The organism is Roseivivax halodurans JCM 10272, from assembly GCF_000521785.1.
Lineage (GTDB): Bacteria > Pseudomonadota > Alphaproteobacteria > Rhodobacterales > Rhodobacteraceae > Roseivivax > Roseivivax halodurans.
The window spans coordinates 38,106-64,188 of record NZ_JALZ01000002.1 but is presented as its reverse complement, the minus strand read 5'-3'; the positions used below and the strand labels follow the sequence as shown (position 1 = coordinate 64,188).

Here is a 26,083-nt window from a genome sequence, read left to right as displayed (position 1 = left end):
CCCATGCGCATTGTATCTGCCCTCGCGGCGCTGACGCTCTCGATCCTCCTCGGACCCGCCCCGGCGACCGCGCTCGGCTGCGAGGACATCTCCTTCGACGGGCAGGATTACACCATCTGCCGCGTCGACATGGAGCAGGACGACCTGCGCCTCTTCCTCGACGCGCCCGACGGCCAGCCCTGGGCGCAGTTCGGCCGCATCGACGCCGCGCTCGAGGCGACCGGCCAGCGCCTCGCCTTCGCCATGAACGCCGGCATGTACCACGCCGACCGCTCGCCTGTCGGGCTCTATGTCGAGAACGGCAAGGAGCGCATGCGCGCGATCCCGAATGCCGGCCCCGGCAATTTCGGCCTCCTGCCGAACGGCGTCTTCTGCTTCGGCAGCGGCCGCGCCCATGTCATCGAAACGCTGACCTTCCTCAAGGAAGGGCCTGCCTGCCCCTACGCGACGCAATCGGGCCCGATGCTGGTGATCGACGGAGAGCTGCACCCGCGCTTTCTCGAAGGCAGCGATTCGCGCTACATCCGCAACGGCGTCGGCACCTCCTCCGACGGCCGCATGGCGATCTTCGCGATCTCCCACCGCCCGGTGACCTTCCACGAATTCGGCCGCCTCTACCGCGACGGGCTCGGCCTCGACCAGGCGCTCTTTCTCGACGGCAACGTCTCGAAACTGCACGCGCCCGCGATCGGCCGCTCGGATTTCGGCCGCGCGATGGGGCCGATCGTCGGCGTCGCCGCCCCCAAGGCTGACGACCGCTGACGGGGAAACCCGACCGAAGTCGCAGCCGCCCCCGTCCGAAAACCCTTCGTTTGATCCCGCAGCCGGATTATCCTGCGCGCGGCCGCCGTGTGCCCTCCGGGCCGGCGCCGGATTTCAGGGAACAAGCGATTCAGGGAGGACGAACTTTGGACAACAAGACAATTGGTGCAGGCGTCATCGGCCTTGTCGTCGGTGCGGTGGTCGGGCTCGTCGGGGCCAAGGGCGGCCCTGACATCGACCAGATCCGCGCGGCGATCGGCGAAGGCATCGCGCCCGCCACCGAGGCCGGCGAAGCCTCGAGCGCCGGCATTGCCGCGCTCGAAGGGCGCCTCGCGTCCCTCTCCGAACAGCTGGCCGCCCTCGAGGAGGGCATGACCCGGGAGCCCGCCGATCCGCCCGGCCTCGCCCCGCTCGGCGAGAAGGTGGATGCGCTCCGCGGCGCGATGTCCGAGGCCTTCGCCACCTCCGCCGGCGCGCAGGAGGGGCTGAACTCCGCCCTCACCTCGATGAGCGACGGGTTCGAAAGCCTCGGCACCGCGCTCGCCGCCATGGGCGGCTCCGGCCCGCTCTCCGCACTTGCGGGCGACCGCGCGCCCGCGAGCGCCTCGGGCGGGAGCGCCCCCGCCCCCGACGGCGAGGCCGCCGCGGCGGTTGCGGCCGCCGGCGACACCGAGGGCCTCAGCGTCGGCGAGACCGCGATCTTCGCGGACGGCGCCCTGCGCGCCTTCGTCTCGCGCATCGACACCGAGGGCGGCAGCGTGCGCCTCGCGGTCAACACAGAGGTGATGACCCTCGTGCCCGGCGAGACGGTCCATGTCGGCGATTGCGTGATGGCCCTCGACAGCCTGCGCGAGCGCACCGCCATGATCTCGGCCGCCTGCGGCGACGATCTGCCCTCTCCCGAAGGCGCGCGGCCCGGCGAGGTCCTGCGCTTCGCCGACGGCGAGGTCCGCGTCTTCGTCTCGGGCATGTCCCAGGACGAGGGCACCGCGCGCCTCGCGGTGAACGGCCTCGCGCTGCAGCCCGTCTCGGTCGGCGAGAGCCTCAGCGTCCCCGAGATGAGCTGCTCGGTCACGCTCGATGCCGTCGACCGCGGCCACGCCTCGATCAGCTCCGATTGCTGACACGCCCCCGGAGGGCCGGGCGTCGTTGTCCCTCGCCCGGACCCTCCGCTTGCACGGCAACAGGGCCGTCGCACCGGCAAGCGAGCAGCCCCAAACCGGCACCTGGTAAAGAAAGTTCTACCGCACCGTGCGGCGCGGGCGCTCACCGGGGAAAGAATCCGTTTTGTGGAATACGAAAGGTCGAATATCCTCGGGGTTGAGTGATCGGAAGAATCATCCCCCGCTCGCCTTTACAAGGATCTGCACCATGTCTGCCGCGCTTCGCGCCGGTCTGTTCGGCCTTGCACGTGCCTGTATCTGTGTCGCCATGCTGCTCAGCGTCACGGTGCTCGTGGCGGGATGGGGAATGCAGGTCGACGCCGTCCTGCATCCCTGGACGGGAAGCCCCGCGATGATTCCCTACACCGCTCTCTGCCTGATCATGCTCGGGTGTGCCGCGCTCGCGGTCACGACCCCGGCGCCGTCGGTTCCCCGGCTCGCGAAGGCCCTCTGCTACGCCGTGGTGATCGTCGTGGCCTGCGTCATGTCCCTGCAATTCTCCGTGGATCTCGGTGCCGACCCTGAGGGACGGCTGAGCTTCATCGACGAGCGCAGCCGCATGTCGGTCGGAGCGGCGATCGGCTGCGTCGTCCTCGCCCATTGCATCCTGCGCCTCGCGGGCAAGACGTCGTCACAATCCGATCTGACCTTCGCCATCGTTGCGTTCGGCAACACCGCCATGGCCTGCATCATCGCCGTCCATTCCTTCGACGTGCATTCCGCCTTCGCCCTTCCCGGGCTCACCTCGCTGTCGGCCTTCGCCGCCGCCGCGATGATGCTGCTCTTCGGCGCGCTGATGCTGTCGCTGATCGCCCGGCAGGACGGCGCGATCCTCGAGGATTGGGATCTCTCGCGCGGCTGAGCCGGGCCTGCCGCACTTGCACTGACCCATCCCGCCTTCTACCTGTCACACGGCACCGACGGACCGAAGGTCCGTCATAAGGCCCCGACAGACCGAAGGCACGCCCATGTCCCAAGACCTTTCCGCGCTGACCGACGCCCTCCTCGCCGCCGCCCGCCGCGCCGGAGCGGACGAGGCCGACGCGCTCGCGCGGTCGGGCGCCGCTCTGGGCATCGACGTGCGGGGCGGCGCGCTCGAGCACGCCGAGCGCTCCGAGGCGACCGAGATCGGCCTGCGCGTCCTCGTCGGCCATCGCTCCGCCACCGTGTCGGGCTCCGACCTGCGCGAGGGCAGCCTCGACGCCATGGCAGACCGCGCCGTCGCGATGGCCAAGGTCGCCCCCGAGGATCCCCATGCCGGTCTCGCCGATCCGGACCAGCTCGCGCAGAGCTGGGATGCCGAGGCGCTCGACCTCGTCGATCCCGGGGCCGAACCCTCCCCCTCCGAACTCGAGGAGGATGCCCGCCGCGCCGAGGCCGCCGCCCGCGCCGTGCCCGGCATCACCCAGATGGACACCACCTCGGCCTCCTACTCGTCGAGCCGCATGCACTTCGCCGCGACCAACGGCTTCTCGGGCGGCTATTCCCGCACCGGCCGCTCGCTCGCCTGCGTCGCCATCGCCGGGGAAGGCACCGCGATGGAGCGAGACCACGATTCCGACAGCCGCACCCACGCCGCCGACATGCGCTCGCCCGAGGATATCGGCCGCATCGCCGCCGAGCGCACGGTGGAGCGCCTGAACCCCCGCCGCCCCAAGACCGGCGCATATCCCGTCATCTTCCACGAGCGCGTGGCAGCCTCCCTGATCGGGCATCTCCTGTCGGCCGCCAATGGCAGCGCCGTCGCCCGCGGCGCGTCATGGCTGCGCGGCAAGCTCGGAGAGGCGGTCCTGCCCGACCATCTCTCGCTCACCGAGGATCCGCACCGCCCGCGCGTCATGGGCTCGCGCCCCTTCGACGCCGAGGGGCTGCCGACCGCCCAGCGCCGGATCGTCGCGAACGGCATTCTCGAGTCCTTCACGCTCGACCTCGCCTCGGCCCGCAAGCTGAACCTCGCGCCGACTGGCAACGCCTCGCGCGGCCTCTCCTCCGCGCCGTCGCCCTCGCCCTGGAACGTCATGCTCACCCAAGGCGGCCAGACGCTCGGCCAGCTGATGGAAGAAATGGGCACCGGCCTTCTCGTGACCTCCATGATCGGCGCGACCATCAACCCCAATACCGGCGACTATTCCCGTGGCGCCTCGGGCATGTGGATCGAGAACGGCCAGCCGCAATATCCCGTCTCCGGCGTCACCATCGCCGGATCCCTGCCGGACATGCTGAAGACGATCACCCCCGCCAACGACGCCCGCCCCTGGCTCTCGCGCGTCGTCCCCTCGCTCCGGGTCGAAGGGCTCACCCTTGCCGGCGACTGATCTCGACCTCCTGATCGAGGCCGCCCGCGCGGCCGCCGAGACCGCCACCCGCCATATCGGCGCGCCGCTCGACGTGCGCGAGAAACCGGGCGGTCAGGGCCCCGTCACCTCCGCCGACCTCGCGGTGAACGAGGTTCTGGCGGACGTGCTGCTATCCGCCCGTCCCGCCTATGGCTGGCTCTCCGAGGAATCCGAGCGCGATCCGACGCGCACGCTCACCCCGTCGGTCTTCATCGTCGATCCGATCGACGGCACCCGCAGCTTCATCGACGGCGGCGACATCTGGGCCCATTCGCTCGCCGTCTGCGAGGACGGAGAGATCACCGCCGCGGTTGTCTACCTGCCGCTGACCGACAAGCTCTACACCGCCGCGAAGGGCCATGGCGCCTACCTCAACGGCGTGCCCATCGCGCCCTCCCGCCGCGAGGGTCTCGACGGCGCGCGGGTGCTGGCGACGAAGCCGAACATGGCGCCCAAGTTCTGGCCGAAGGGCGTGCCCAACGTCCAGCGCTCGCACCGCCCCTCGCTCGCCTACCGCATGTGCCTCGTGGCGGACGGCTCGTTCGACGCGATGTTCACCTTCCGCGACACCTGGGAATGGGACATCGCCGCGGGCGCCCTCGTCGCGACCGAGGCCGGCGCCCCTGTGACCGACGCCTCCGGCGCGCCCCTCCGCTTCAACACCGAATCCGCCCGCCTTCCCGGCGTCTGGGCCGGCGTGCAGTAGGCTCGGGACTTGGGAATTGGGCCAAGTCGTGCGCGCCGACCCCCGCGCCTGCGAGAACGACCGGAAAACCGTACGAAACGACGCGAATTTCGTACGGATTGTACGAAACTGCCCCCTGTCGTAGGGTTTCGACAGGGGAGGGAGCATCGAGAGGACACCATCCATGCAGCGCCTGCACCTCGTCTTCGGCGGAGAGCTCGTCACGCCGTCGAAGAACCAGTTCCGCAACGTCGATGACATTCATATCGTTGGGATTTTTCCCGACTACGCCTCGGCCTTCGACGCCTGGAAGGAATGGGCGCAGAAGACCGTCGACAACGCGCATATGCGTTACTACATCGCGCATCTCCACCGCCTCCGCGACGAGGAAGCCGCCGCATCGCCGACCGAGGAGTTGACGTAAGGCTTTGGCAAAGCGCCCCTTTTCCATCCAGACCTACTTTTCGATGGCGCGCGAGCGCAGCCCCGGCGTGCCCCCGGACCGGCCTCCCCGCCCGCGCGGCCCGGTCGTCTGGCTGCATGCCGGATCGCTCGCCGCCTCGCGCGCCCTCGCGACCCTCGCGGCCCGCTTCGCCCAGAACAGGCCCGAGATCGCGATCCTCCGCACCGGCGAATGGGAGGACGGCCCGGAGCCTCTCCCCCCGGAAACACCACAGGATATCAACGGCTTCCTAGAGCACTGGCGCCCCGACATCTGCGTCTGGGAGGGCGCGCGCCTCCGCCCTGCACTGCTCTGGTCCGCGGCCGAACAAGGCATCCCGCTCCTCCATATCGACCCCGGCGGCGATGCCCATTCGACCCCTGCCCCCCGCTGGCTCCCCGATCCCGTCCCCGCGCTTCTCGGACTCTTCGACACGATCTTCCTTCCCGACGCCGCCGCCGAACGCCGCCTGCCCCGCGTTTCCCTGTCGGGTACCCGCCTGCGCCGCGGAGCCGCTCTGACCGAGACGACCATGCCCCTCGACTGCAACGACGACCTCCACGAGGAGGTCATGAGCGCGCTTGCGGGACGCCCGGTCTGGCTCGCCGCACGCCTGCGCGCAGCCGAAGCCCAGCAGGTGGTCGAGGCCCACCGCCGTGCGGTCCGGTTGTCGCACCGGCTGATCCTCGTCACCGTTTCGATGAGCGAAACCGACGGCGCGGCCGCCCGGGATGCGGCCGAGGCCACCGGCATGCGCCTCTGCCGCTGGGACGAGGGCGAGATGCCGGACGAGAACACGCAGGTCGTTCTCTGCGCCGCGCCCGAAGAGCTCGGCCTCTGGTATCGTATTGCGCCGCTTGCATTTCTCGGCGGCTCGCTCGCGCCCGGACATGGCGGGAGCGATCCCTACGAGGCGGCGGCGCTCGGAACGGCGATCCTGTACGGCCCCAATGTGGGACGCTACCTCGCCGCCTATTCGACGCTCGTCGAAGGGGGTGCGGCCAGGATCGTGCGGGACGTCGATTCGCTGGCCGGAGCGGTCTCCCAACTCGTTGCGCCCGACCGCGCGGCGGCCATGGCACATGCCGGCTGGGACATCGTCTCGCGCGGGGCGGCGGCGACCGACGCGGTCATCGACAGGATCATCGACCTCCTCGACGAACCCCGGCCGCGCCCGCAGGAGGGCGCCGCCTGATGCGGGCTCCTGCGTTCTGGGATCGCCCTCCGGGCGTTGCGGCGCGTGTCCTTTCGCCCCTCGGCGCTCTGACCGCGCGAGCCACGGCCCGGCGCGTCGCACAAGCCCCGACATTCCGACCCGAGGTTCCCGTGATCTGCATCGGCAATCTCAATGCCGGGGGCACCGGAAAGACGCCAACCGTGATCGCCCTCCTCGAGCGCCTGACCGCCCGCGGTCTCACGCCTTGGGTCGTCTCGCGCGGCTACGGAGGGCAAGAGGCCGGTCCGGTTCGGGTCGAGCCCAGGATCCAAGACGCCAAGGCGGTGGGGGACGAGCCGCTTCTGCTCTCAGCCTTCGCGCCGGTCGTCGTCTCACGCGACCGTGCTGCAGGAGCGAAGGCGGCGCAGACCGGGGGAGCGGATGTCATCGTCCTCGACGACGGCTTCCAGAATCCGAGCGTCGCCAAGGACCTCTCGCTGATCGTGGTGGATGCGGCCAAGGGCTTCGGCAACGGACTCTGCCTGCCGGCCGGGCCGCTACGCGAGCCCGTCGCCGACGGCCTCGCACGTGCGGACATGCTGCTCTCCATCGGGCCGGCCGAGATGCAGGCGCGGTTTGCGGAGGCATGGGGTGACAGGATCGCGATCCCGCACCTGACAGGGGCGCTCGAGCCACTTCAGACGGGCATGGATTGGGACGGACTGCCGAGCCTCGCCTTCGCCGGGATCGGCCATCCGGACAAGTTCTTCGCCACGCTGCGGGGCCTCGGGGCCGACCTCAAGCGCGCCGAAGCCCTCGAGGATCACCAGCCGCTGACGCAGGCGCTGATGACGCGGCTCGAGACCGAGGCCCGGCTTCTCGGCGCGCAGCTCGTGACAACCGAGAAGGATGCGGTGAGACTGCCGGACAGCTTCCGTCAGAAGGTGCTGACCCTTCCCGTCCGGCTGCGCCTCGACGATCCCGCGCCGCTCGATGCCGCGCTCGATCGCCTCTTCTGATCACTCCGCGGCGAGAGGTCGGGACTGAGCGTTCCCGATCGCCGCAACTTCGGCGATTACCCCGCGCAGGATCCGCCGGAAGGCATGGAAGTTCGCGTTGGGGCGGATGCGGACCTCGTCCATGTAGATGGCCCGGTCGATCTCGATCTGAACAGCATGCTGCCGCCGCGCCGGACGCCCGTAATGCTGCGTGATGAATGCGCCGGCGAAGGGCGTGTTCCGCGTCACCGAAAGCCCTGCCGAGGTGAAGGCCGCCTCGATTCTGTCGACGACATGTGCCGAAGCCGAAGCCCCGAAGCGGTCTCCGATCACGATATCGGGGCGTTTGGCTCCGCCTCGGGCGAGCCCGTCGACCGCCTCGTGCGGCATCGAATGACAGTCGAGCAGGACCGATTCGCCAAAGGCGAGCTGCGCCTCGTCGAGGCAGGATTGCAGAGCCCGGTGGTAGGGCCGCCAATAGTCCCGGATGCGGCGATCCGCCTCAGTCAACGGCAGCTTTCCATGGTAGATCGCCCGCCCGTTCGCGACGACCCGCGGCACGACCCCGAGCCCCGAGGCGACGCGCGGATTGTGTCCCATGCGGCGGACCCCCTCGATCAGCGCAGGATCGAGTTCGTCGGCAGCGCGGTTGAGATCGATGAACGCCCTCGGCGCCCCCGCCTTCAGGAACGCCGCGCCATATTGCGGTGCGCAGTCGAAGAGCCTGTCGACATAGGCGTCCTCGGAGGAACGGATCGAATGCTCGTCGAGCAGCGTATGCCGCAGGAACGACCAGGGATAGTCGCGCCCGCTATGCGGCGAGGCGAAGACCACGCAGGAGGTCAGTGCCTCCGGACGAAAGAGGTGGTAGGCAACCTTGGGCATTCGCTCTCCTCAAGGCCAAACATAGTCCGATATCATCCGTTCCCAAAAGCCCCTTGATCCCACCTGCGACTCTATTTATAGACCCCGCTTACCGGCGCGGGGCTCCCGCGCCCCATTCTTTTCTGGGGTTGCGCAGGAGCCGTAAAGCGCAGGTGATAACGGGCGGTTAGCTCAGCGGTAGAGCACTACGTTGACATCGTAGGGGTCACTGGTTCGATCCCAGTACCGCCCACCATCGCCATTCACCGCCTCGCGGGCCGTAGGCCAGTGCGAGGTGCCCGTAACCTGACTGGCGCGACCGAGCGCCGCGACATGAGGAGCAGACCGATGAAGGTCAAGAACTCTCTCCGCTCGCTCAAGAACCGCCATCGCGATTGCCGCGTTGTGCGGCGCAAGGGCCGCGTCTACGTGATCAACAAGACGCAGCGCCGCTTCAAGGCCCGTCAGGGCTGAAGTCGAGCGACTTTGACGGACGAAATGGCCGCCCCTCGGGGCGGCCTTTCGCATTTGGCGCAGGCTACTGGGCACCCCGGTTGCTTTCGAAGTCCGAGAGGGCCAGGCGCCGGACGCGCATCGAAACGCGCCCGGGCCAGGTCAAGTGACCAAGCGTATCCTCAGCGGCCGAATATCGAATCCTGCAGAAGCTGCTGCGCGGTCGCACGGTCGAGATAGCCGCTGACGGGAATACCGCGGGCATCCTGGTACCGGCGCAGCGCCTTCCGGGTGTTCGCATCGAAATTCCCGTCCGGCACGCCGGCATCGAAACCCATCGAGCTCAGCCGCTGCTCGGCCAGCGCCCGCGCGGGCTGCGGCAGGGTGAGCGACTGCTCTTCGGCTGCCGCACGCGAATTGCCATCGCCGCCGTTGCCGTTGTTCTTGTTTTCGTTCTTTGGCTTCTGCGCGTCGCGGAGGGCCGCGATCCTGTCCTGCGCCCGGCCGACGAACGCGCCGTTCGGCCACTCGTCGAGATATCGGCCGTAGGCTTTGACGGTGTCGGCATCGCGGGCGTGATCGAAGGCGTTGCGGTCACGCTCCGCAGCCTGCTCACGGGCATTGTCCTCGAGCCGATTCAAGCGTTGCTTCGCTTCCTGCACATGCGAGCCGTTCGGGAAACGGTCGATATAGCCGCGAAGGGCCTGCGCATCGGGGTTGTCGCCAAGATCGCGCCAATAGGCATCGTCGCGGCGCTGACGCTCTCGGCGCTCCTCCTCTGCTCGGCGGGCCTGTTCCGCTTCGGCGCGCTGCGCCTGCGCCGCGATGCGGTCGACCTGCGCCTCGGTCAGGTAGCCGGTCGCATCCTCCCCGTTGGCGTCCTGCCAGCGCGAGATCGCGCGGCGGCTCCCCTCGCCGAAGATGCCGTCCACCCCGCGCGTGTCGTAGTCGAGCGTGGTCAAATCGCCCTGAACCTCCTGCCGCTCGCTACGGCTGAGGTTCAACGCAGCCTCGGTTTCCTCGGCCCGGCGGCGCGGTGCGTCGCGAAGCTCAGCAATCCGGTTGCGGGCCTCCGCGGCGTTCGGCCCCTCGGGATAGGCCGAGAGATATGTCTCGTATCCGGCAATGTCGTCGCGCTCCGTGACCGAGGACCAGAGCCTCGCCTCGCCGCGATCATCCGGCTCTCCGCCCGAAGCGGCCTCGTCGGCCATCGCCTGCGTCACGAAGATGAGCTCGGATGGCGCATAGCCCTCGAGGTCGAGACCCGCGTCGCTCACCGCCTCGACAAAATTGCGCTGTGGCCGGGCAAGGTCGTCGCGCACCAGCTGCTCGATCTCACGCGGAGTTCCCCGCACGAGGCTCACGCCCTGCGGCGGGTCGATCTCCCCGGATCCCGCCGAGAGAAAGCGCGCCCCCTCGAGCGGAGCCATGTCGTCTTCGGCAAGGAGCAGCACGGCCTGCCCGGAAAATTCGGCGAGGATCCCGAGCAGGGAAGAGACAGAGACCGCATCGGTCAGCACGCCGGCCTCGTCGACCGGATCCGCGATGTCGACGGAGAGCAGGTATGTCTCCGACGCGCTGTGCACAAAACGGCCGGACAGGACCACCGCAACGTGCGTCGCGTCGTCCTCCAGCCCGGCGACGAATTGCGCGACGCTCTCGCGCATCTCGCCGGCCGTGCCCTCGACCCTCCGCACGACGTCGAAGCCGCGCTCCTCGAGCGCGGACGCTCCCGCAAGCACCCGGTTCGCACCCGCAAGGCGCGGCAATTCCTCGTATTCGCCGTTTGCCAAGACCAGCGCATCACCCGCGGCAAGCACGCTGCCGGGGGCGAGCGCGATCAGCGCCGCCGCAGTCAGATGTCGAATCATGTCTGTCTCCTTGTCTTGCCTCCGGGCCGAGCGCTCGGCTGCGCGAGGTGCGCGCCTCACTCGTAGGTCCGGGTATCCTCGATGACGATGCCGTCTTTCGGCAGGCTTCCGGGGGCGACGATCTCGATCGTGCCCTTGAGCTTAAGCACCTCCGCGACGCTTGGGGAAAAGGCGGCCTCGTCCCCGCCTGCGGCCTCGATCCGGACGGTCATCGTGTCGGTGTCCTTCTCGCGCCCTGCCACAACGCGGACCTTCTCGATCTCGGGGTGGCGCGCGACGAGAGCCGCGACCTGCTCGGGCCGCACAAACATGCCCTTGATCTTGGTGGTCTGGTCCGCGCGGCCCATCCAGCCCCTGATGCGCATGTTGGTGCGCCCGCACGGGCTCTGCCCCTCCATCACCGCAGAAAGATCACCGGTCGCGAACCGGATCAGCGGGTAGTCGGGGTTGAGCGTGGTGACGACGACCTCACCGACCTCGCCTGCCGCGACCGGATCGCCGGTGCCGGGGGTCACGATCTCGACGATCACGCCCTCGTCGACGATCAGCCCTTCCATTGCCGATGTCTCGTACGCGACGTTGCCGAGATCGGCAGTGGCATAGGCCTGCAGGCAGGTGATGCCGCGATCTAGGTACCAGTCCCTGAGGGAGGGAAAGAGCGCTCCACCCGACACCGCGGCCTTGGTGATCTGCGTCGAGAGCCCCAGCTCGTCCGCCTTCTCGAGGATGACCTTGAGGTAGTCGGGCGTGCCGGCATACCCAGTTGTTCCGATGTCGTGCGCGGCCCGGGCCTGAAATTCGGTCTGACCGATCCCGGCGGGCAGGACCGCCGCGCCCACCGCCTCGGCCCCGTTCTCGAAGATCATGCCGGCGGGTGTCAGGTGATAGCCGAAGCAGTTCTGGATAACGTCCCCCGGTCCGATTCCGCAGGCATTGAGGAAGCGCCCCATGCGCCACCAGTCACGTCCGCGCCCGCCGGGCTCGTAGAGCGGACCCGGCGACTGGAAGACATGAGCGAACCCGGACGGCGTCCTGGTGGTGAACCCGCCGAACGGCGCCGATGAGGCCTGCGCCGCTCCGAGCGCCGACTTGCGCAGAACCGGCAACGCAGCGAGCGCCTCTCGCCCTGCGACCGCTTTCGGATCCACGTCTCTGAGCGCATCGGCGTATCCCGGCAGTGCCTTGGCGCGGGCGATCTGTTCGGGAAGAGCTTCGGCCAACGCAGCCTCGCGCTCGTCCGGGCTGCGGGTCTCCAGAGCGTCGTAATAGCTGGTCACACCACGCCTCCTTGGCCGGCCTCTGTAGCAATTCGCGAGAATCGATCTGTCACGTGCGCCTCCTCCCTCTCACCTCGGCGAACTGGCCGGGTCATGCACTAACAGGGGCCACGCTATCAGATAACACCGGGGGCAAAAGACGCCCCTAGGCCGGACGGCAAAAAGGCCGCGTCGGAACGCGGCCTCAAAGCATACCTGATGATCCGGAGGGATCTTAGTTGGCGCTGCCGGCAGTCAGAGCCGTCAGGACAGCGCTGTCCTCGTTGTTCGGCTCGTCGCATACGCCTTCGAGCTCGACCATCGCGGCGTCGACGTTCTCCATGGATTCCAGCTCGGTGACGAGGGCTTCGGCCACTGCCATCTTGCCGGCGTCGTCCATGTCATCGAACTCGGCACAAGTCACTGCCGCGACGTCCATCTCTTCCTGTGCGAATGCGGGAGCTGCAACTGCGGTGGTGAGGCCGAGTGCGGCGATAAGTGCTGCGGTCGTCTTCATTGCTCTCTCCTAAAGCGTCGAAACCCAGTCGGGCATGTGCCGCACCAACTCGCGACGACCGGGCCACGTTCCTGAAAAGGCTCAAACAAATCGTGATTGAAGCGTCTGCCGAGCGGCTTACCTCATAATGCCCTGCGCCGGGTCAAGACAGCCAGCGCTTGCGCCGCCGGTAGGAGCGAACGTTGCGAAAGGAACGGCGTCCCTCGTCCGATACGCCGAGGTAGAATTCCTTCACGTCGTCGTTCTCTCTCAGGGCCTGAGCCGTCCCCTCCATCACCACGCGCCCGTTCTCGAGAATGTACCCGGCATGGGCGTATCTCAGCGCCACGTTGGTGTTCTGCTCGGCGAGGAGGAATGACACACCCTCCCCCTCGTTCACCGCGCGCACGATCTCAAAGATCTGCTCGACGAGCTGCGGGGCGAGGCCCATGGACGGCTCGTCGAGGAGGATGGTCTCGGGACGCGACATCAGCGCCCTTCCAATCGCGCACATCTGCTGCTCGCCGCCCGACGTGTAGCCGGCCTGGCTGCGCCGCCGTTCCTTCAGCCGCGGGAAGTAAGTGTAGACCATGTCGAGATCGGCCTCGATCGCCCCCTTGCCGTCGCGCCGCGTATAGGCGCCGGTTCTCAGGTTCTCCTCGACCGTCAGGTGCCCGAAGCAGTGCCGCCCCTCCATCACCTGGATGACGCCCTTCTTCACGAGCGCTGCCGGGTCGAGATGCTGGACCCGCTCGCCGCGATAGAGGATGGAGCCCTTGGTGACCTCCCCGCGCTCGGAATGCAGCAGGTTCGAGATCGCCTTGAGCGTCGTCGTCTTGCCCGCGCCGTTGCCGCCGAGGAGAGCCGTGATCCCGCCTTCCTTCACGCTCAGCGAGACGCCCTTCAGCACGAGGATCACGTGGTTGTAGATCACCTCGATGTTGTTGACCTCGAGCAGCGTCTCGGCCTGCGTCTCGCTCGCGTCCAGCATGTCAGCCTTCCCTCGACCGGGGACGGCGCGCCGCGCCCTCCCTTCTTCTTGATGTAAATATCCGGACCGATCCCGGCAGCGGTCATCCGCGCCGCCGCCGGGTCAGGAGCGATCAGCCGCCCACGTTGCACTCTTCGTTCACCGGCCAGGGGGCGTTCGAGTCCGCGTATTCCTGCGCCGCCTGCTTCTCTAGCGCCGAGATCACCTCGGTTTCCGGCATCAGATGGTCGGACACCTTCTGGAACTGCTCCCCGTCCCATTCAAGCATCCATCCGCCCGAATGACCGGTATGGTCGGCGCAGGAGGTGGAGAACGGCGGGACCATACCCGTCATTCCGAGCTCCTCGAGGCGGGCGTCGGTGATCTCGAGGTTCTCGAGCCCCCAGCGCAGCTGCGTCGGCGTGATCTCGGCCTCGCCAAATTCCTCCTGCGCGGCGCGGATTCCCTCGGCGAGGATCATCGAGATGACGAGGCCGCGGTTGTAGAACACGCCCTGCATCTCCTCCTCGTTGGTCTGGCTGAGCCCCGCATCGATCACGTGCTCCTTGAGGTCCGCGATGAGCGGCGCCTCGAGGTTCGGATAGGACCACGAGATCGCCTTGTAGCCCGCGCCGTCCTCGCCAACGAGATTGAGATCCGCGTCATGGCTCGCCCACCAGACGCCGTAGAAGTTCTCCATGGGATACCGCGTCTTCACCGCCTCGGTGATGGCGCCGGCATTCATCGCACCCCAGCCCCACATGACGACGTAATCGGGGCGCTCGCGGCGGATCTGCAGCCACTGAGCCGACTGGTTCTGCATCTCCTTGAGGCCGACCGGGATCGGCAGCAGCTCAAAGCCCTTCTCCTCGGCCTTCGCCTCCATGAACGGCAGCGGCTCCTTGCCGAAGGGGTGGTCGAGGTGCAGGAAGGCCACCTTCTTGCCCTCGAGGTCGCCGTCCTCCTGCTCGATGTAGTTGAGGATCATCGACGCGCCGTCCCAGTAGGACGAGGGAATGTTGAACGCCCATTGGAAGACGCGCCCGTCAGCCATCGGCGAGAAGCCGTAGCCGGGCGCGAGGATCGGGATCTCGTCGACATTGGTCTTCGGCAGGACCTGAAGTGTGATGCCGGTGGACCAGGGCTGCGTGACGATCGCCCGCGCCTTGGTCTTCTCATAGCACTCGACGCCCTGCTCGGTGGAATAGCCCGTCTCGCATTCGTCGAAGTTGATCTTCACCCCGCCGATGCCGCCGTCACGCTCGTTGAGCAGGGTGAAGTAATCCGCCTGCCCGTTCATGAGCGGGATGCCCGTCGCCGCGAAGGGCCCGGTGCGATAGGCGAGGTTCGGGGCGTAGAGCTCCTGCGCCACGGCGCCCGTGGCCAGAAGCGCCGCCGCCGCGGCCAGTGTCGTCAGTCTCTTCATCGCTTTGTTCCTCCCTGTTCTCTTTTTAAGGCGCCGCCCCGTCAGTAGGGGAACGGCCACACGATGAGCTTTTCCCGGATCAGCGCCCAGAGCCGGGCGAGCCCGTGCGGTTCGATGATCAGGAAGAAGATGATGAGCGCGCCGACGATCATGACGTTCAGGTGCTCGACCGTCGCGGACGAGATCGGAATGCCGAGCGCGTTCGGCAGAAGGTTCAGCGCCACCGGCAGCCCGACGATCAGGATGGCCCCGAGGAAGTTGCCGAGGATCGAGCCGAGCCCGCCGATGATCGCAATGAAGAGAACCTGGAAGCTGAGCGGGATGTCGAAGACGTTGGGCTCCGCCGCACCCTTCCACATGAAGACGTACATCGCCCCGGCGACACCGACGACATAGGACGAGATGGCGAAGGCGGTGAGCTTGGACTTCATCAGGTTGATGCCGATGAGCTCCGCGGCGATGTCCATGTCCCGCGTCGCCTTCCACGTCCGTCCGAGATTGCCGCGGGTGAGGTTGATGCAGAGGAGGGTCATCAGCGTCACGACGCCCAGAACCAGGTAATACTGCGTGACCGACGCCGCCTGCGGCCCCGAGACCCAGAGTCCGAACATGTCGAGGTTCGGCACCTGGATCGCTCCGCTGGCGTTGTAGTTATAGAGCCACGCCCATTTCTCGAAGAGCCAGACGAGGAAGAACTGCGCCGCCAGCGTGGCGATCGCGAGATAGAACCCCTTGATGCGGAGCGAGGGAATGCCGAAGGCGACGCCGACGCCCGCGCTGAAGACACCCGCAAGCAGGATCGCCACCACCGGGTTCATCCACGGCATCAGGGTGACCATCTTGTAGCAGGCGTAGGCCCCCACCCCCATGAAAGCGCCGGTGCCGAGCGAGAGCTGCCCGGCATAGCCCGTCAGGATGTTGAGCCCCATTGCCGCCAGCGCGTAGATCAGCACCGGGATCAGCATGGTCTGGAAGGCGAACTCGCTCGCCGTCATCGGCAGTACGACCCATGCGAAGATCAGGATGACCCCGAGCAGGATCGCATCCTGCCGCACCGGGAACAGCGCCTGGTCCGCCTGGTAGCTCGTCTTGAACTGTCCCGCCGTGCGGTAGAGCATCTGGATCCTCCCTCGCCGGCGATTGCCGGCGTCCTTCCCTGCGGGCGCGTCGCCCGCCTGTCCGTCAGCGGCGCGCCCCGAAGACCGCTCCGAAGATACCGTCCCAACGCCCCGAGAGCTGCCAGTCCGCAAAGCCAGCGATGAGCCAGAGCGGGATCAGGGTGACGAGCCCGAAGACCGAACCGCCCCCTTGTGCAAAGCCCCAGAGCAACGCGATCGTGCCGAGCACGGCCACTGCCAGCATCACGCCCCGGAGCGCCTTGAGACTGCCCGTGTTCACCTCAGACCCTCTCGATGATCCGCTCGCCGAAGAGCCCCTGCGGCCGGAACAGCAGCACGATCAGCGCCAGCACGAAGGCGAACCAAGTCTCGGTGTTCCCGCCGAGAAGCGGCTGCCCCCAGTAGATCTCGAACACCTTTTCGAGAACGCCGATCATGAGGCCCCCGACGATGGCGCCCGTTATGCTCTCGAGCCCGCCCAGCATCAGGACCGGCAGCGCCTTGTAAGCGATGACCTCGAGCGCGAAGGAGACGCCCGCCCGGGCGCCCCAGGCAATGCCGGTGACGAGCGCGATGATCCCGGCGATGAACCACACCAGCACCCAGATCGTCTGAAGCGAGATGCCGACCGAAAGGGCCGCCTGATGATCGTCGCCGAGCGCCCGGATCGCCCGGCCCATGCGCGTGAAATTGAGGAATGCCAGCAGCGCGCAGACGAGCAGCGCCGCCACGATCACCACGGTCACGTCGAGCTGCTGCAGGATCAGCAGGCCTCCGAAGGGCTCGAACACGAAGTCGCCGGTCGGAATGCCGAGTTCCTCGGTGATCATGACCTTGTTCTCGCCGCCGAAGATGATCTCGCCGAAGCCGATCAGGAAGAGCGTGATCCCGATCGTCGCCATAAAGAGGATGATGTCCGGCTGCCCGACGAGTGGGCGCAGAACCACGCGCTCCACCGTGACCGCGAGCACGAACATGACGACGAGCGTCGCCGCCACCGCGATCCACGCCGGCAGGCCCGCAGCGTGTAGGCCGACGAGCGTCAGTGCCGCGAACACGACCATGATCCCCTGCGCGAAGTTGAAGATCCGGCTCGAGCGGTAGATCAGCACGAAACCGAGCGCGATCAGCGCGTAGAGGATGCCCGATACGAGCCCTTCCCAGAGAACCTGCATCAGGAAGTCCGGCGCCTCGATCATGTCCGCGAAAGGGGCCACGAAAACGTCGTAGATCATCTGTCCTCCAAAGCTCCCGGATCGCCGCTCAATGCGGCACCCCCAGATAGGCGTCGATCACGTCCTGGCTGCGCCGCACCTCGTCGGGCACGCCATCGCCGATCTTCCTGCCGTAATCCATCACGACGACGCGGTCCGAGAGGTCCATGACCACGCCCATGTCGTGCTCGATGAGGCAGATCGTCGTGCCGAACTCGTCGTTCACGTCGAGAATGAAGCGGGACATGTCCTCCTTCTCCTCGACGTTCATGCCCGCCATGGGCTCGTCGAGCAGCAGGAGCGACGGCTCGGCGGCGAGAGCCCGCGCCAGTTCGACCCGCTTCTTGAGACCGTAGGGCAGCCGCCCGACCGGCGTCTTGCGGATGTTCTGGATTTCGAGGAAGTCGATCACCCGCTCGACTTTCTCGCGGTTCTCCATCTCCTCATCGCGGGCGCGGCCGAACCACAGCGCCTGCGACAGCGTCCCGGCATGCATATGCGTCAGCCGTCCTGTCATGACGTTGTCGAGCACCGTCATCCCCTCGAAAAGAGCAATGTTCTGGAACGTCCGCGCGACGCCCATCCGGGCGACCTCGTACGGTTTCATCGCCGGGCGCCGCTCGCCGCGATAGAGCACCTCGCCCTCGCTCGGCGTGTAGAAGCCCGAGATGATGTTCAGCATCGAGGACTTGCCGGCGCCGTTCGGGCCGATGATGGCGCGGATCTCGCCCTCCCGGATGTCGAAGGATATGCCGTTGATCGCGACCACGCCGCCGAAGCGCAGCGTGATGTTCCGCATCTCCATCAGCACGCCGCCGATCTGCCGCCCGTCCGCGGTCACGTACCCTTCGGTATCCTTCACGCCGCCCTGTCCTTATTCACCGCAACACGCATCACGCCCCCGGCGGGATGGCGGGTGGGGTGTCGCCGAAGGCGCACGTCACCCGTCATTCCGCCGCCTCACGCACCGGCGCCACGACCGGCGCCGTTCTCGCGTCGCGGATCTGGAGCGTCGCCCGGATCCTGCCCTTGCGCCCGTCCTCGTAGGTCACTTCCGTCTCGGTGTAGATCTCGTCCGAACCGTCGTAGAGCGCAGCGACCAGGTCCGCGAACTTCTCGGCGATGATCTTGCGGCGCACCTTGCGGGTCCGCGTCAGCTCGCCGTCGTCGGCATCAAGCTCCTTGTGCAGCACAAGGAACCGATGCACCTGGCACCCCGACAGCATCTCGTCATTCGCCACGCTCGCATTCGTCTCCTCGACATTGGCCTGGATCATGTCGAGCACCTGAGGGTGCTGCGCCAGTTCCTGATAGGACGCGTAGGCGATGTTGTTTCGCTCGGCCCAGTTCCCGACCGCGGTCAGGTCGATGTTGATGAAGGCACAGCAGCGCTCGCGCCCTGCGCCGAAGACCACCGCCTCGAGGATGTTGGGATAGAACTTGAGCTTGTTCTCCACGTATTTCGGCGCAAAGAGCGCGCCGTCCGCCATCTGGCCCACGTCCTTGGCCCGGTCGATGATCCGCAGGTGGCCTGAGCCTTCCTCGATGAAGCCCGCATCCCCCGTCGCGACCCAGCCCTCGGCATCCTTGGTGTCGGCGGTCGACGAGGCGTTCTTGTAATACTCGACGAAGGTCCCCGGCGAGCGGTAGAAGACCTCGCCGGTCTCGCCGATCTTCAGCTCCACCCCGGGAGAGGGCACCCCGACCGTGTCCGAGCGCACCTCGCCGTCCGGCTGCTGGGTGATGAAGACCGAGGCCTCGGTCTGCCCGTAGAGCTGTTTGAGGTTGATGCCGAGAGCGCGGTAGAAATCGAAGATCTCGGGCCCGATCGCCTCGCCCGCCGTATAGCCCACGCGGATGCGGCTGAACCCGAGCGTATTCTTCAGCGGCCCGTAGACCAGAACCTCGCCGAGCGCGTATTTCGCCCGGTCTGCCGCGCTGACGGGCTTGCCGTCGAGCAGGTCCGGTCCGACACGCCGCGCGTGATCGAGGAAATGCCGGAACATGCGCCGCTTCGGTGCGCCCGCGTCCTCCATGCGGATCATGATCTGCGTAAGCTGCGTCTCGAAGACCCGCGGCGGCGCAAAATAGTAGGTCGGCGCGATCTCCCGCAGGTCGGTCATCATCGTGTCCGCGCTCTCGGGGCAGTTCACGCAGAACCCCGCCCAGTAGGCCTGACCGATCGAGAAGATGAAGTCCCCGACCCACGCCATCGGCAGATAGGCGAGCACCTCCTCGGCCTCGGTCAGGTGATCGAACCCGGCCGAGGCTTTCGCGGTCTCGATGATGTTGCGGTTCGAGAGCACTACGCCCTTCGGCTTTCCGGTGGTGCCCGAGGTGTAGAGCATGACGCAGGTGTCGTCGTAGCCGAGGCCGCTCCATCGCGCCGCGAGGTCCTGCGCCCGGGCATTTCGCGCGGCGCGGCCCCTCCTCTGGACCTCGGCAAAGGACGTCAGGTGATCATGTCCGTATTTCCGCATCCCGCGCGGATCGAGATAGACGAGCTGCTCGAACTGATGCAGTCCCTCGGCGACCTCCATGACCTTGTCGACCTGCTCCTGGTCGCCCGCGATCACGAAGCGGGCACCGCAATGGTCGAGAACGTAGGCCATCTCGTCCGCGACGCTGTCCTGATAGAGCGGCACCGGAATTGCGCCGACCATCTCGGCGGCGACCATCGACCAGTAGAGATAGGGGCGGTTGCGGCCGATGATCGCGACGAAATCGCCCTTTTTGGCCCCCAATTCGAGGAGGCCGAGCGCAAGTGCCTCGACCTCCTCGGCAGTCTCAGACCAGGTCCAGCTCTGCCAGATCCCGTATTCCTTCTCGCGATAGGCCGGACGATCGGCGAACCGCTCCGCATTGCGCTTCAGCAACGCAGGAATGGAGCGCAGATTCCCTGCGTCTCGGGCCTCGTCCGCCAACCGTCTGTCCTCCCTGATGCTCCGCACCCCGCGTTCGGGGAGTCCTCCCGGAGCATATCGTTGATCTCGCCGCTTCGGCGCTACCGCATCATGCAGTGTCGGGGACGCGGGTCAACGATTGTGTTGAGGCATCGCGATACAGACCGCGATGCCCCGAGGCCACGCGGCGGGGTCACCGCGTGCCGGCCGTCTCCGTCAGCAGCGATTGTATCTCGCCTCGCATCTCGATCAGTTCGTCGCGATGACGGCTGCCGTTCAGCGCGTTGATGGCCTCGTCGAAAGCCTCGATCACGTGATCCTCGCCCTCGCGGACGCGGTGCATGACATCGGCGTCGATCTCGTCGACGAGCGATCGGAGCGAGACGACCGTACGGTTCACCGTCGCGAAGAGACTGCCGCTGTCGTCCGCATCGCCCCCCATCGCGGTGATGATGGCCGAGATGCGCTGAATGTGCTGATGGTGGGTTTCGCGGAACTTGAGCGGAACCGGTCGGAACTCGGGCTCGGCCTTGTCCACCATCACCTCGAAGCCCGCCTTGGCATCGACGACGCGGTTCAGCAGCTCCTGAACCTTCTCGATCTGGGTATCCATCTCTGCGCCTCCTTGCGCGTGAAGATCGCAGGAAGAACGAGGCTCCGCGCGGCGGCGTTCCCCTGCGCGCGGAGCTTGCGCGGGCTCCCGCCAGTCGCCGCCGCGGCTCCGTGCGGCCGGATGCGGCAGCGACCCGGGGCCCTCGGAGCATGCCTCAGAGTTCGCCCGCGCCCTTACTCCGCCGCGAGGCGTTCCGATGCCGCGGCCTCGACACGGACGGCCGAATACTTGAATTCAGGGATCTTGCCGAACGGATCGAGCGCAGAGTTGGTAAGGATGTTCGCCGCCGCCTCGACATAGGCGAAGGGCAGGAAGACCATGTCCGGCGCGACATTGCGGTCCGCCCGCGCCATGACGTCGAGCGCGCCGCGCCGCGTCGTCAGGCGCACCATCCCGCCCGGCGCGACGCCGAGCTTGCGCAGGGTCGAGGGGTGGAGGGAGCAGTTCGCCGCGGGCTCGACCGCATCGAGCACGCTCGCCCGCCGGGTCATCGAGCCCGTGTGCCAATGCTCGAGCTGCCGTCCCGTCGTCAGGATCATGGGATAGCTCTCGTCGGGTACCTCGGCGGGCGGCGTCACCCGGGCGGGCGTGAACCGAGCGCGGCCGGCGCGCCGCGGGAAGCCGTCGCCAAAGACCACCTCCTGCCCGGGATCGTCGGGGCCGCGGCAGGGATAGGTGACCGCGCCTTCGGCCTCAAGCCGCGTCCACGTGATGTGGTGGAGCGAGAACATCGACATCTTCATCTCGTCGAAGACCTCGCGCGGATGCGTGTAGTCCCAGTCGAGCCCGAGCCGCCGCGCCATGTCGACCACGATGCGCCAGTCCTCGCGCGCCTCTCCCGGGGATGGCACGGCGGGGCGCACCATCTGGACCTGACGGTTGGTGTTTGTCACCGTGCCGGTCTTTTCGGGCAGCGCCGCGGCGGGCAGGATCACGTCGGCGAACATCGCCGTCTCCGTCAGGAAGATGTCCTGTACGACGAGGTGATCGAGCTTCGAGAGCGCCTTTCGGGCGTGGGAGACGTCCGGATCCGACATCGCGGGGTTCTCGCCGAGGACGTACATGCCCCGGATCTCGCCACGATAGGCGCGGTCGATGATCTCGACGACCGTGAGGCCGGGCGTCGCGTCGATCTCGGTGCCCCGCCAGATGTGTCGGAAGAGGTCGCGCACCTCTGCATCGGTCACGGCCTGATAATCCGGCATCACCTGTGGAATGAGGCCCGCGTCCGATGCGCCCTGCACGTTGTTCTGGCCGCGCAGCGGATGCAGGCCCGTACCCGGTCGGCCGACATGGCCGCAGAGCAGCGCGAGCGAGATGAGGCAGCGCGAATTGTCGGTGCCGTGAATGTGCTGCGAAATGCCCATGCCCCAGAAGATCATCCCCGCGCGCGCATCGGCGAAGGCCCGTGCCACCTCGCGGATCGTCTCCGCGTCGATGCCGCAGAGATCGGCCATGCGGTCCGGCGTGAAGGCCCGGATGTGGTCGCGGAATTCGAAGAAGCCCTCTGTGAAGCCCTCGATGTATTGCCGGTCGTAGAGCTTTTCCTCGACGATCACGTTCATGATCGCATTCAGCAGCGCGACATCGGTTCCCGGGCGGAACTTCATATTCTTCCAGGCGTGCCGCTCGAGCCCGCCCTGCCCGCGCGGATCCATCACCACGAGCTTGCCGCCATTCTTGGCGAACTGTTTGAAGAAGGTCGCGGCGACCGGATGGTTCTCGGTCGGATTGGCGCCGATGATGATCGCGATGTCGGCGTTCTCGATCTCGTTGAAGCTGGCGGTTACTGCGCCGCTCCCGACGTTCTCCATCAACGCCGCGACTGAGGACGCATGGCAGAGGCGGGTGCAGTGATCGACGTTGTTGTGCTTGAAGCCCTGCCGGATGAGCTTCTGGAAGAGATAGGCCTCCTCGTTCGTGCACTTGGCCGAGCCGAAGCCCGCGACGCTCTTGCCGCCGTAATAGGAGCGAAGGTCAGCGAGCCCGTGCGCGGCGCGGTCGAGTGCCTCTTCCCAGGTCGCCTCGCGGAAATGCGTCCAGGGATTTGCGGGATCGACGTCGAGATCCTTGGACGGCGCATCGTCCCTCCGCACCAGCGGTTTCGTCAGCCGGTGGGGGTGGTGGATGTAGTCGAAGCCGAAACGGCCCTTGACGCAGAGGCGGCCTTCGTTGGCGGGACCGTTGATGCCCTCCACGTATTTCACCTTGCCATCCTTGACCTTGACGGAAACCTGACAGCCGACGCCGCAGAACGGGCAGATGCTCTTGGCCTCGCTGTCGTAATCGGCGCGGTCGCCGACCTGATGCTCGTCGACCACGCTCGCCGGCATCAGAGCCCCTGTCGGGCAGGCCTGCACGCATTCGCCGCAGGCGACGCAGGTGGATTGCCCCATCGGGTCGTCGAAATCGAAAACGGGAAGCGCGTTGTGGCCCCGGTTCGCCATGCCGATGACGTCGTTGACCTGAACTTCGCGGCACGCGCGGACGCAGAGATTGCACTGGATGCAGGCGTCGAGATTGACGCGCATCGCGACGTGGCTGTCGTCGAGCAGGGGGATCTGCTCGGCCTTCATGGCGGGGAAGCGGCTCCCGGTCACGCCCTGCGCATCGGCCATGTCCCAGAAATGGCTGGAACGGTCGTGCGAGGCGTCGCGCTGCGGCTGATCGGCCATCAGCATCTCGACCACCATCCTCCGCGCCTGGGTCGCACGGCCGCTGTCCGTCGTCACGACCATGCCGTCCTTCGGCTCTCTGATGCAGGAGGCGACGAGGTTCCGCTCACCCTCGACCTCGACCATGCAGGCGCGGCAATTGCCGTCGGGGCGGTAGCCGGGCTCGGGCCGGTGGCAGAGATGCGGGATCTTCAGACCCTGTCCATGCGCCACGTCCCAGATGGTCTGGCCGGGTTCGGCGACGGCGTCTCGTCCGTCGAGCGTGAAGCGGATCGTGTCGGACATGGGAAAGCGCCTCCCTGCGCGTTTGCCCCCTTCTATCGGCGGCGGCCCCGCGCCGCGATCAATTCCGACATCCTGCCGGGATTTTGCGCCGCTCCGGCTTCCTATCGGCGGCACCGTTCCGCGCAGCGGCACGGAGAGCGTCTCGGACGCGGCAAAAGCGGCCGGGTGCCGCAAGCGTGCCACGCGTGCGAAAGACGCCGCAACACCGACAAATGGCTGCAGTCAAGACGGGATTAGGGCTTTCTCAAGATCTCGGTGCGAGGCTTGCGTGGAGGAAACAATGCCTTCGGGGGCGCATCATGTCACGACACGACACTGCCCGGATTCTCTATGTCGAGGCATCTGCCACCTGCCAGGCGACGCTCAGGCGTCTGGTCGCTCTCATCGATGCGCGGTCCGAGGTCGTATGCGCGGGGTCGATAGCAGAGGCGAAGGCGCTCCTTGCGGCCATGCCGGTCGACATGATCCTTCTCGACAATGCCCTGCCCGACGGGCGAGGCGCGGATTTCGCTATGGAAATCGCGTCGGATCTGCGTTTTGCCGGAACCCCTCTCGCCCTGCTGTCTGATTGGCCGTCGCCGTTCATGTACGCCAAGGCCAAGGCCGCGCGGGCGCTCGCTGTGCTGCCCAAGGACGAGGTCAACGTCGCGGCCCTGCGCCAGCTGCTGGGCGCAGCCGGCATCGTGCCGCCGCGCCCGGACGAGGGGCGCGACGGTCGGTTTGCGCCTGTTCCGGTCAGGCGACGTCGAACTGCAGCGGCTTGATTTGCCGGAACATGCCGGTGTCGTGCAGCTTTTTGATGACGTCGTCCGGAACGCGGTCGTCCACGTAGAGGAGTGCGATGGCCTCGCCCTTCGCCGCCTTCCGGCCGAGGGTGAAGTTGGCGATGTTCACGCCGTTCGAGCCCATTGTGTTGCCGAGTGTGCCGATGATGCCCGGCACGTCCTCGTTCGTGGTGTAGAGCATGTGGCGCCCGATCTCGGCATCGATGTTGATGCCCTTGATCTGGATGAAGCGCGGCTTGCCGTCCGAGAACACCGTGCCGGCGATCGAGCGCTCGCGCTTGTCGGTGACGACGGTCACCTTGATGTAGCCCTCGAACGCGCCAGACTGAGCCTGGTTGGTGGTCGAGATCTTGACCCCCCGCTCCTTCGCGATGAGCGGCGCCGAGACCATGTTCACCTCGGGATTGATGCTCTTCATGATGCCCGCGATCACCGAGCAGTTGAGCGCCTCGAGGTTCATCTCGGACGCCTGCCCGTCGTAGAGGATGTTGATCGCCTTGATCGGCTCGTCGGTCATCTGACCGATGAAGTTGCCGAGATGGTCGCTGAGCTTGATCCACGGCCCCATGATCTTGGCCTCCTCGGCGGTCACCGAGGGCATGTTGAGCGCGTTGGTCACGGCACCGGTCAGCAGGTAGTCGGCCATCTGCTCGGCCACCTGCAGGGCGACGTTCTCCTGCGCCTCGGTCGTCGCAGCACCGAGATGGGGCGTGCAGACCACGTTCGGCAGACCGAAGAGCGGGTTCTCCGTCGCGGGCTCCTCGGCGAAGACGTCGAAGGCCGCGCCGGCCACGTGGCCCGACTTCAGCAGATCCGCCAGCGCCTCTTCATCGACGAGGCCGCCGCGGGCGCAGTTGATGATCCGGACGCCCTTCTTGGTCTTCTCGAGGTTCTCGCGCGAGAGGATGTTGGCGGTCTGGTCGGTCTTCGGCACGTGCAGCGTGATGAAGTCCGAGCGCTTGAGAAGCTCGTCGAGCTCGACCTTCTCGACGCCCATCTTGTCGGCCTTCTCCTGGCCGAGGAAGGGATCGTACGCGATGACCTTCATGCGCAGGCCGCGGGCGCGGTCGCAGACGATGCCGCCGATATTGCCCGCGCCGATCACGCCGAGCGTCTTGCCGGTCAGCTCGGTGCCCATGAAGCGGGACTTCTCCCACTTGCCGGCATGGGTCGAGGCGGAGGCCTCGGGGATCTGCCGCGCGACCGCGAACATCATCGCGATGGCGTGCTCGGCGGTGGTGATCATGTTGCCGAAGGGCGTATTCATCACGATGATGCCACGCTTCGAGGCCTCGTCCTTGTCGATGTTGTCGGTGCCGATGCCGGCGCGGCCGATGACCTTCAGGTTGCCCGCGTTCTCGAGGATCTTGGGCGTGACCTTGGTGGCCGAACGGATGGCGAGGCCGTCGTAATCGCCGATCACCTCGGCGAGCTTGTCCTTGTCCTTGCCGAGGTCGGGCTGGAAGTCGACCTCAATACCGCGATCCTTGAAGATCTGGATGGCAGCTTCGGAGAGCTTGTCGGAAATGAGCACACGGGGAGCCATGGGCGGAGTCCTTTCGGAAGCGATACTTGTATCTCGGGGAGGAAGGCCGGAGCGCCGCCAGGGGCG

At 67.0% G+C, this 26,083-nt stretch carries 24 protein-coding genes and 1 tRNA gene; 11 read left to right on the top strand and 14 right to left on the bottom strand.

Annotated elements, in window-relative coordinates; genetic code table 11:
• Positions 1-3: 3 nt before the first annotated feature.
• The 8 genes from OCH239_RS02660 to lpxK all read left to right on the top strand — a co-directional run bounded on the left by OCH239_RS02660 (position 4) and on the right by lpxK (position 7,563).
• Entirely contained in the window at positions 4-762 is a 759-nt protein-coding gene (locus OCH239_RS02660; protein WP_051489195.1) for a phosphodiester glycosidase family protein, read from the top strand.
• Positions 763-908: 146 nt separating this feature from the next.
• The gene (locus OCH239_RS02655; RefSeq protein WP_037258367.1) at positions 909-1,886 is read left to right on the top strand and encodes a hypothetical protein; all 978 of its coding nucleotides are present in this window, start codon (positions 909-911) and stop codon (positions 1,884-1,886) included.
• 247 nt (positions 1,887-2,133) lie between these two features.
• Positions 2,134-2,787, top strand: coding sequence for a hypothetical protein (locus OCH239_RS02650; protein ID WP_037258365.1), 654 nt, complete (start codon positions 2,134-2,136; stop codon positions 2,785-2,787).
• Positions 2,788-2,893: 106 nt separating this feature from the next.
• Positions 2,894-4,240: a TldD/PmbA family protein gene (locus OCH239_RS02645; RefSeq protein WP_037258362.1), complete on the top strand. Its 1,347-nt coding sequence runs from the start codon at positions 2,894-2,896 to the stop codon at positions 4,238-4,240.
• Complete coding sequence (locus tag OCH239_RS02640) at positions 4,227-4,967, top strand: 3'(2'),5'-bisphosphate nucleotidase CysQ (protein ID WP_037258357.1); 741 nt, start codon at positions 4,227-4,229, stop codon at positions 4,965-4,967. The genes OCH239_RS02645 and OCH239_RS02640 overlap by 14 nt, the downstream gene beginning before the upstream one ends.
• A gap of 163 nt (positions 4,968-5,130) precedes the next feature.
• Positions 5,131-5,370 carry a DUF4170 domain-containing protein gene (locus tag OCH239_RS02635; protein ID WP_037258355.1) on the top strand — a complete coding sequence of 80 codons (240 nt, stop codon included), beginning with the start codon at positions 5,131-5,133 and terminating at the stop codon, positions 5,368-5,370.
• A gap of 4 nt (positions 5,371-5,374) precedes the next feature.
• Entirely contained in the window at positions 5,375-6,583 is a 1,209-nt protein-coding gene (locus OCH239_RS02630) for a 3-deoxy-D-manno-octulosonic acid transferase (RefSeq protein WP_037258353.1), read from the top strand.
• Positions 6,583-7,563 carry a tetraacyldisaccharide 4'-kinase gene (lpxK, locus tag OCH239_RS02625; RefSeq protein ID WP_037258350.1) on the top strand — a complete coding sequence of 327 codons (981 nt, stop codon included), beginning with the start codon at positions 6,583-6,585 and terminating at the stop codon, positions 7,561-7,563. The genes OCH239_RS02630 and lpxK overlap by 1 nt, the downstream gene beginning before the upstream one ends.
• Here the strand turns inward: lpxK and OCH239_RS02620 are convergent, their stop codons facing one another.
• Complete coding sequence (locus tag OCH239_RS02620; protein WP_037258347.1) at positions 7,564-8,427, bottom strand: N-formylglutamate amidohydrolase; 864 nt, start codon at positions 8,425-8,427, stop codon at positions 7,564-7,566. It lies immediately after the preceding gene.
• Between the two features lie 160 nt (positions 8,428-8,587).
• Here OCH239_RS02620 and OCH239_RS02615 point away from each other — a divergent pair.
• Both OCH239_RS02615 and ykgO read left to right on the top strand, forming a co-directional pair.
• A tRNA-Val gene (locus OCH239_RS02615) sits at positions 8,588-8,662 on the top strand.
• Positions 8,663-8,754: 92 nt separating this feature from the next.
• Positions 8,755-8,880: a type B 50S ribosomal protein L36 gene (gene ykgO / locus OCH239_RS02610; protein WP_008562923.1), complete on the top strand. Its 126-nt coding sequence runs from the start codon at positions 8,755-8,757 to the stop codon at positions 8,878-8,880.
• Positions 8,881-9,041: 161 nt separating this feature from the next.
• On the opposite strand, the gene OCH239_RS02605 is transcribed toward ykgO, so the two are convergent.
• The 12 genes from OCH239_RS02605 to fdhF all read right to left on the bottom strand — a co-directional run bounded on the left by OCH239_RS02605 (position 9,042) and on the right by fdhF (position 23,686).
• Positions 9,042-10,730, bottom strand: coding sequence for a peptidoglycan-binding protein (locus OCH239_RS02605; protein WP_037258344.1), 1,689 nt, complete (start codon positions 10,728-10,730; stop codon positions 9,042-9,044).
• Between the two features lie 56 nt (positions 10,731-10,786).
• Positions 10,787-12,007, bottom strand: coding sequence for a phenylacetate--CoA ligase family protein (locus OCH239_RS02600; RefSeq protein WP_037258340.1), 1,221 nt, complete (start codon positions 12,005-12,007; stop codon positions 10,787-10,789).
• Positions 12,008-12,221: 214 nt separating this feature from the next.
• Positions 12,222-12,503 carry an HdeA/HdeB family chaperone gene (locus tag OCH239_RS02595; RefSeq protein ID WP_037258337.1) on the bottom strand — a complete coding sequence of 94 codons (282 nt, stop codon included), beginning with the start codon at positions 12,501-12,503 and terminating at the stop codon, positions 12,222-12,224.
• Positions 12,504-12,645: 142 nt separating this feature from the next.
• A complete protein-coding gene (locus tag OCH239_RS02590; protein ID WP_037258334.1) occupies positions 12,646-13,473 on the bottom strand; it encodes an ABC transporter ATP-binding protein in 828 nt (275 codons plus the stop codon).
• Between the two features lie 112 nt (positions 13,474-13,585).
• The gene (locus OCH239_RS02585; RefSeq protein WP_037258331.1) at positions 13,586-14,878 is read right to left on the bottom strand and encodes an ABC transporter substrate-binding protein; all 1,293 of its coding nucleotides are present in this window, start codon (positions 14,876-14,878) and stop codon (positions 13,586-13,588) included.
• A 41-nt stretch (positions 14,879-14,919) separates the two neighbouring features.
• Positions 14,920-15,996: a branched-chain amino acid ABC transporter permease gene (locus tag OCH239_RS02580; protein WP_037258327.1), complete on the bottom strand. Its 1,077-nt coding sequence runs from the start codon at positions 15,994-15,996 to the stop codon at positions 14,920-14,922.
• Positions 15,997-16,060: 64 nt separating this feature from the next.
• Positions 16,061-16,276 (bottom strand): hypothetical protein, encoded by a 216-nt coding sequence (locus OCH239_RS02575; RefSeq protein WP_037258324.1) that lies wholly within the window; start codon positions 16,274-16,276, stop codon positions 16,061-16,063.
• A 1-nt stretch (position 16,277) separates the two neighbouring features.
• Complete coding sequence (locus OCH239_RS02570; protein WP_037258320.1) at positions 16,278-17,231, bottom strand: branched-chain amino acid ABC transporter permease; 954 nt, start codon at positions 17,229-17,231, stop codon at positions 16,278-16,280.
• Positions 17,232-17,259: 28 nt separating this feature from the next.
• Positions 17,260-18,015 (bottom strand): ABC transporter ATP-binding protein, encoded by a 756-nt coding sequence (locus OCH239_RS02565; protein ID WP_244430292.1) that lies wholly within the window; start codon positions 18,013-18,015, stop codon positions 17,260-17,262.
• Between the two features lie 142 nt (positions 18,016-18,157).
• Positions 18,158-20,134, bottom strand: coding sequence for an AMP-binding protein (locus tag OCH239_RS02560; protein ID WP_037258314.1), 1,977 nt, complete (start codon positions 20,132-20,134; stop codon positions 18,158-18,160).
• Positions 20,135-20,306: 172 nt separating this feature from the next.
• A complete protein-coding gene (locus tag OCH239_RS02555) occupies positions 20,307-20,726 on the bottom strand; it encodes a DUF2383 domain-containing protein (RefSeq protein WP_037258311.1) in 420 nt (139 codons plus the stop codon).
• 173 nt (positions 20,727-20,899) lie between these two features.
• Entirely contained in the window at positions 20,900-23,686 is a 2,787-nt protein-coding gene (gene fdhF / locus OCH239_RS02550; RefSeq protein ID WP_037258307.1) for a formate dehydrogenase subunit alpha, read from the bottom strand.
• Positions 23,687-23,985: 299 nt separating this feature from the next.
• Between fdhF and OCH239_RS21605 the strand changes: the two genes are divergently transcribed.
• Positions 23,986-24,450 carry a response regulator gene (locus OCH239_RS21605; protein WP_051489194.1) on the top strand — a complete coding sequence of 155 codons (465 nt, stop codon included), beginning with the start codon at positions 23,986-23,988 and terminating at the stop codon, positions 24,448-24,450.
• Here OCH239_RS21605 and serA read toward each other — a convergent pair.
• Positions 24,422-26,017, bottom strand: a complete 1,596-nt coding sequence (gene serA, locus OCH239_RS02540; protein WP_037258303.1) for a phosphoglycerate dehydrogenase — start codon at positions 26,015-26,017, stop codon at positions 24,422-24,424. The genes OCH239_RS21605 and serA overlap by 29 nt on opposite strands.
• Positions 26,018-26,083: the final 66 nt, after the last annotated feature.

Bases quoted from the DNA above. Each gene is read 5' to 3' on its own strand.
- OCH239_RS02565 (WP_244430292.1), bottom strand. From the start codon at position 18,015: ATGGAGATGCGGAACATCACGCTGCGCTTCGGCGGCGTGGTCGCGATC.
- ykgO (WP_008562923.1), top strand. From the start codon at position 8,755: ATGAAGGTCAAGAACTCTCTCCGCTCGCTCAAGAACCGCCATCGCGAT.
- OCH239_RS02645 (WP_037258362.1), top strand. From the start codon at position 2,894: ATGTCCCAAGACCTTTCCGCGCTGACCGACGCCCTCCTCGCCGCCGCC.
- OCH239_RS21605 (WP_051489194.1), top strand. From the start codon at position 23,986: ATGTCACGACACGACACTGCCCGGATTCTCTATGTCGAGGCATCTGCC.
- OCH239_RS02635 (WP_037258355.1), top strand. From the start codon at position 5,131: ATGCAGCGCCTGCACCTCGTCTTCGGCGGAGAGCTCGTCACGCCGTCG.
- OCH239_RS02580 (WP_037258327.1), bottom strand. From the start codon at position 15,996: ATGCTCTACCGCACGGCGGGACAGTTCAAGACGAGCTACCAGGCGGAC.
- OCH239_RS02555 (WP_037258311.1), bottom strand. From the start codon at position 20,726: ATGGATACCCAGATCGAGAAGGTTCAGGAGCTGCTGAACCGCGTCGTC.
- OCH239_RS02660 (WP_051489195.1), top strand. From the start codon at position 4: ATGCGCATTGTATCTGCCCTCGCGGCGCTGACGCTCTCGATCCTCCTC.
- serA (WP_037258303.1), bottom strand. From the start codon at position 26,017: ATGGCTCCCCGTGTGCTCATTTCCGACAAGCTCTCCGAAGCTGCCATC.
- OCH239_RS02650 (WP_037258365.1), top strand. From the start codon at position 2,134: ATGTCTGCCGCGCTTCGCGCCGGTCTGTTCGGCCTTGCACGTGCCTGT.
- OCH239_RS02595 (WP_037258337.1), bottom strand. From the start codon at position 12,503: ATGAAGACGACCGCAGCACTTATCGCCGCACTCGGCCTCACCACCGCA.
- OCH239_RS02620 (WP_037258347.1), bottom strand. From the start codon at position 8,427: ATGCCCAAGGTTGCCTACCACCTCTTTCGTCCGGAGGCACTGACCTCC.
- OCH239_RS02590 (WP_037258334.1), bottom strand. From the start codon at position 13,473: ATGCTGGACGCGAGCGAGACGCAGGCCGAGACGCTGCTCGAGGTCAAC.
- lpxK (WP_037258350.1), top strand. From the start codon at position 6,583: ATGCGGGCTCCTGCGTTCTGGGATCGCCCTCCGGGCGTTGCGGCGCGT.
- fdhF (WP_037258307.1), bottom strand. From the start codon at position 23,686: ATGTCCGACACGATCCGCTTCACGCTCGACGGACGAGACGCCGTCGCC.
- OCH239_RS02605 (WP_037258344.1), bottom strand. From the start codon at position 10,730: ATGATTCGACATCTGACTGCGGCGGCGCTGATCGCGCTCGCCCCCGGC.
- OCH239_RS02585 (WP_037258331.1), bottom strand. From the start codon at position 14,878: ATGAAGAGACTGACGACACTGGCCGCGGCGGCGGCGCTTCTGGCCACG.
- OCH239_RS02570 (WP_037258320.1), bottom strand. From the start codon at position 17,231: ATGATCTACGACGTTTTCGTGGCCCCTTTCGCGGACATGATCGAGGCG.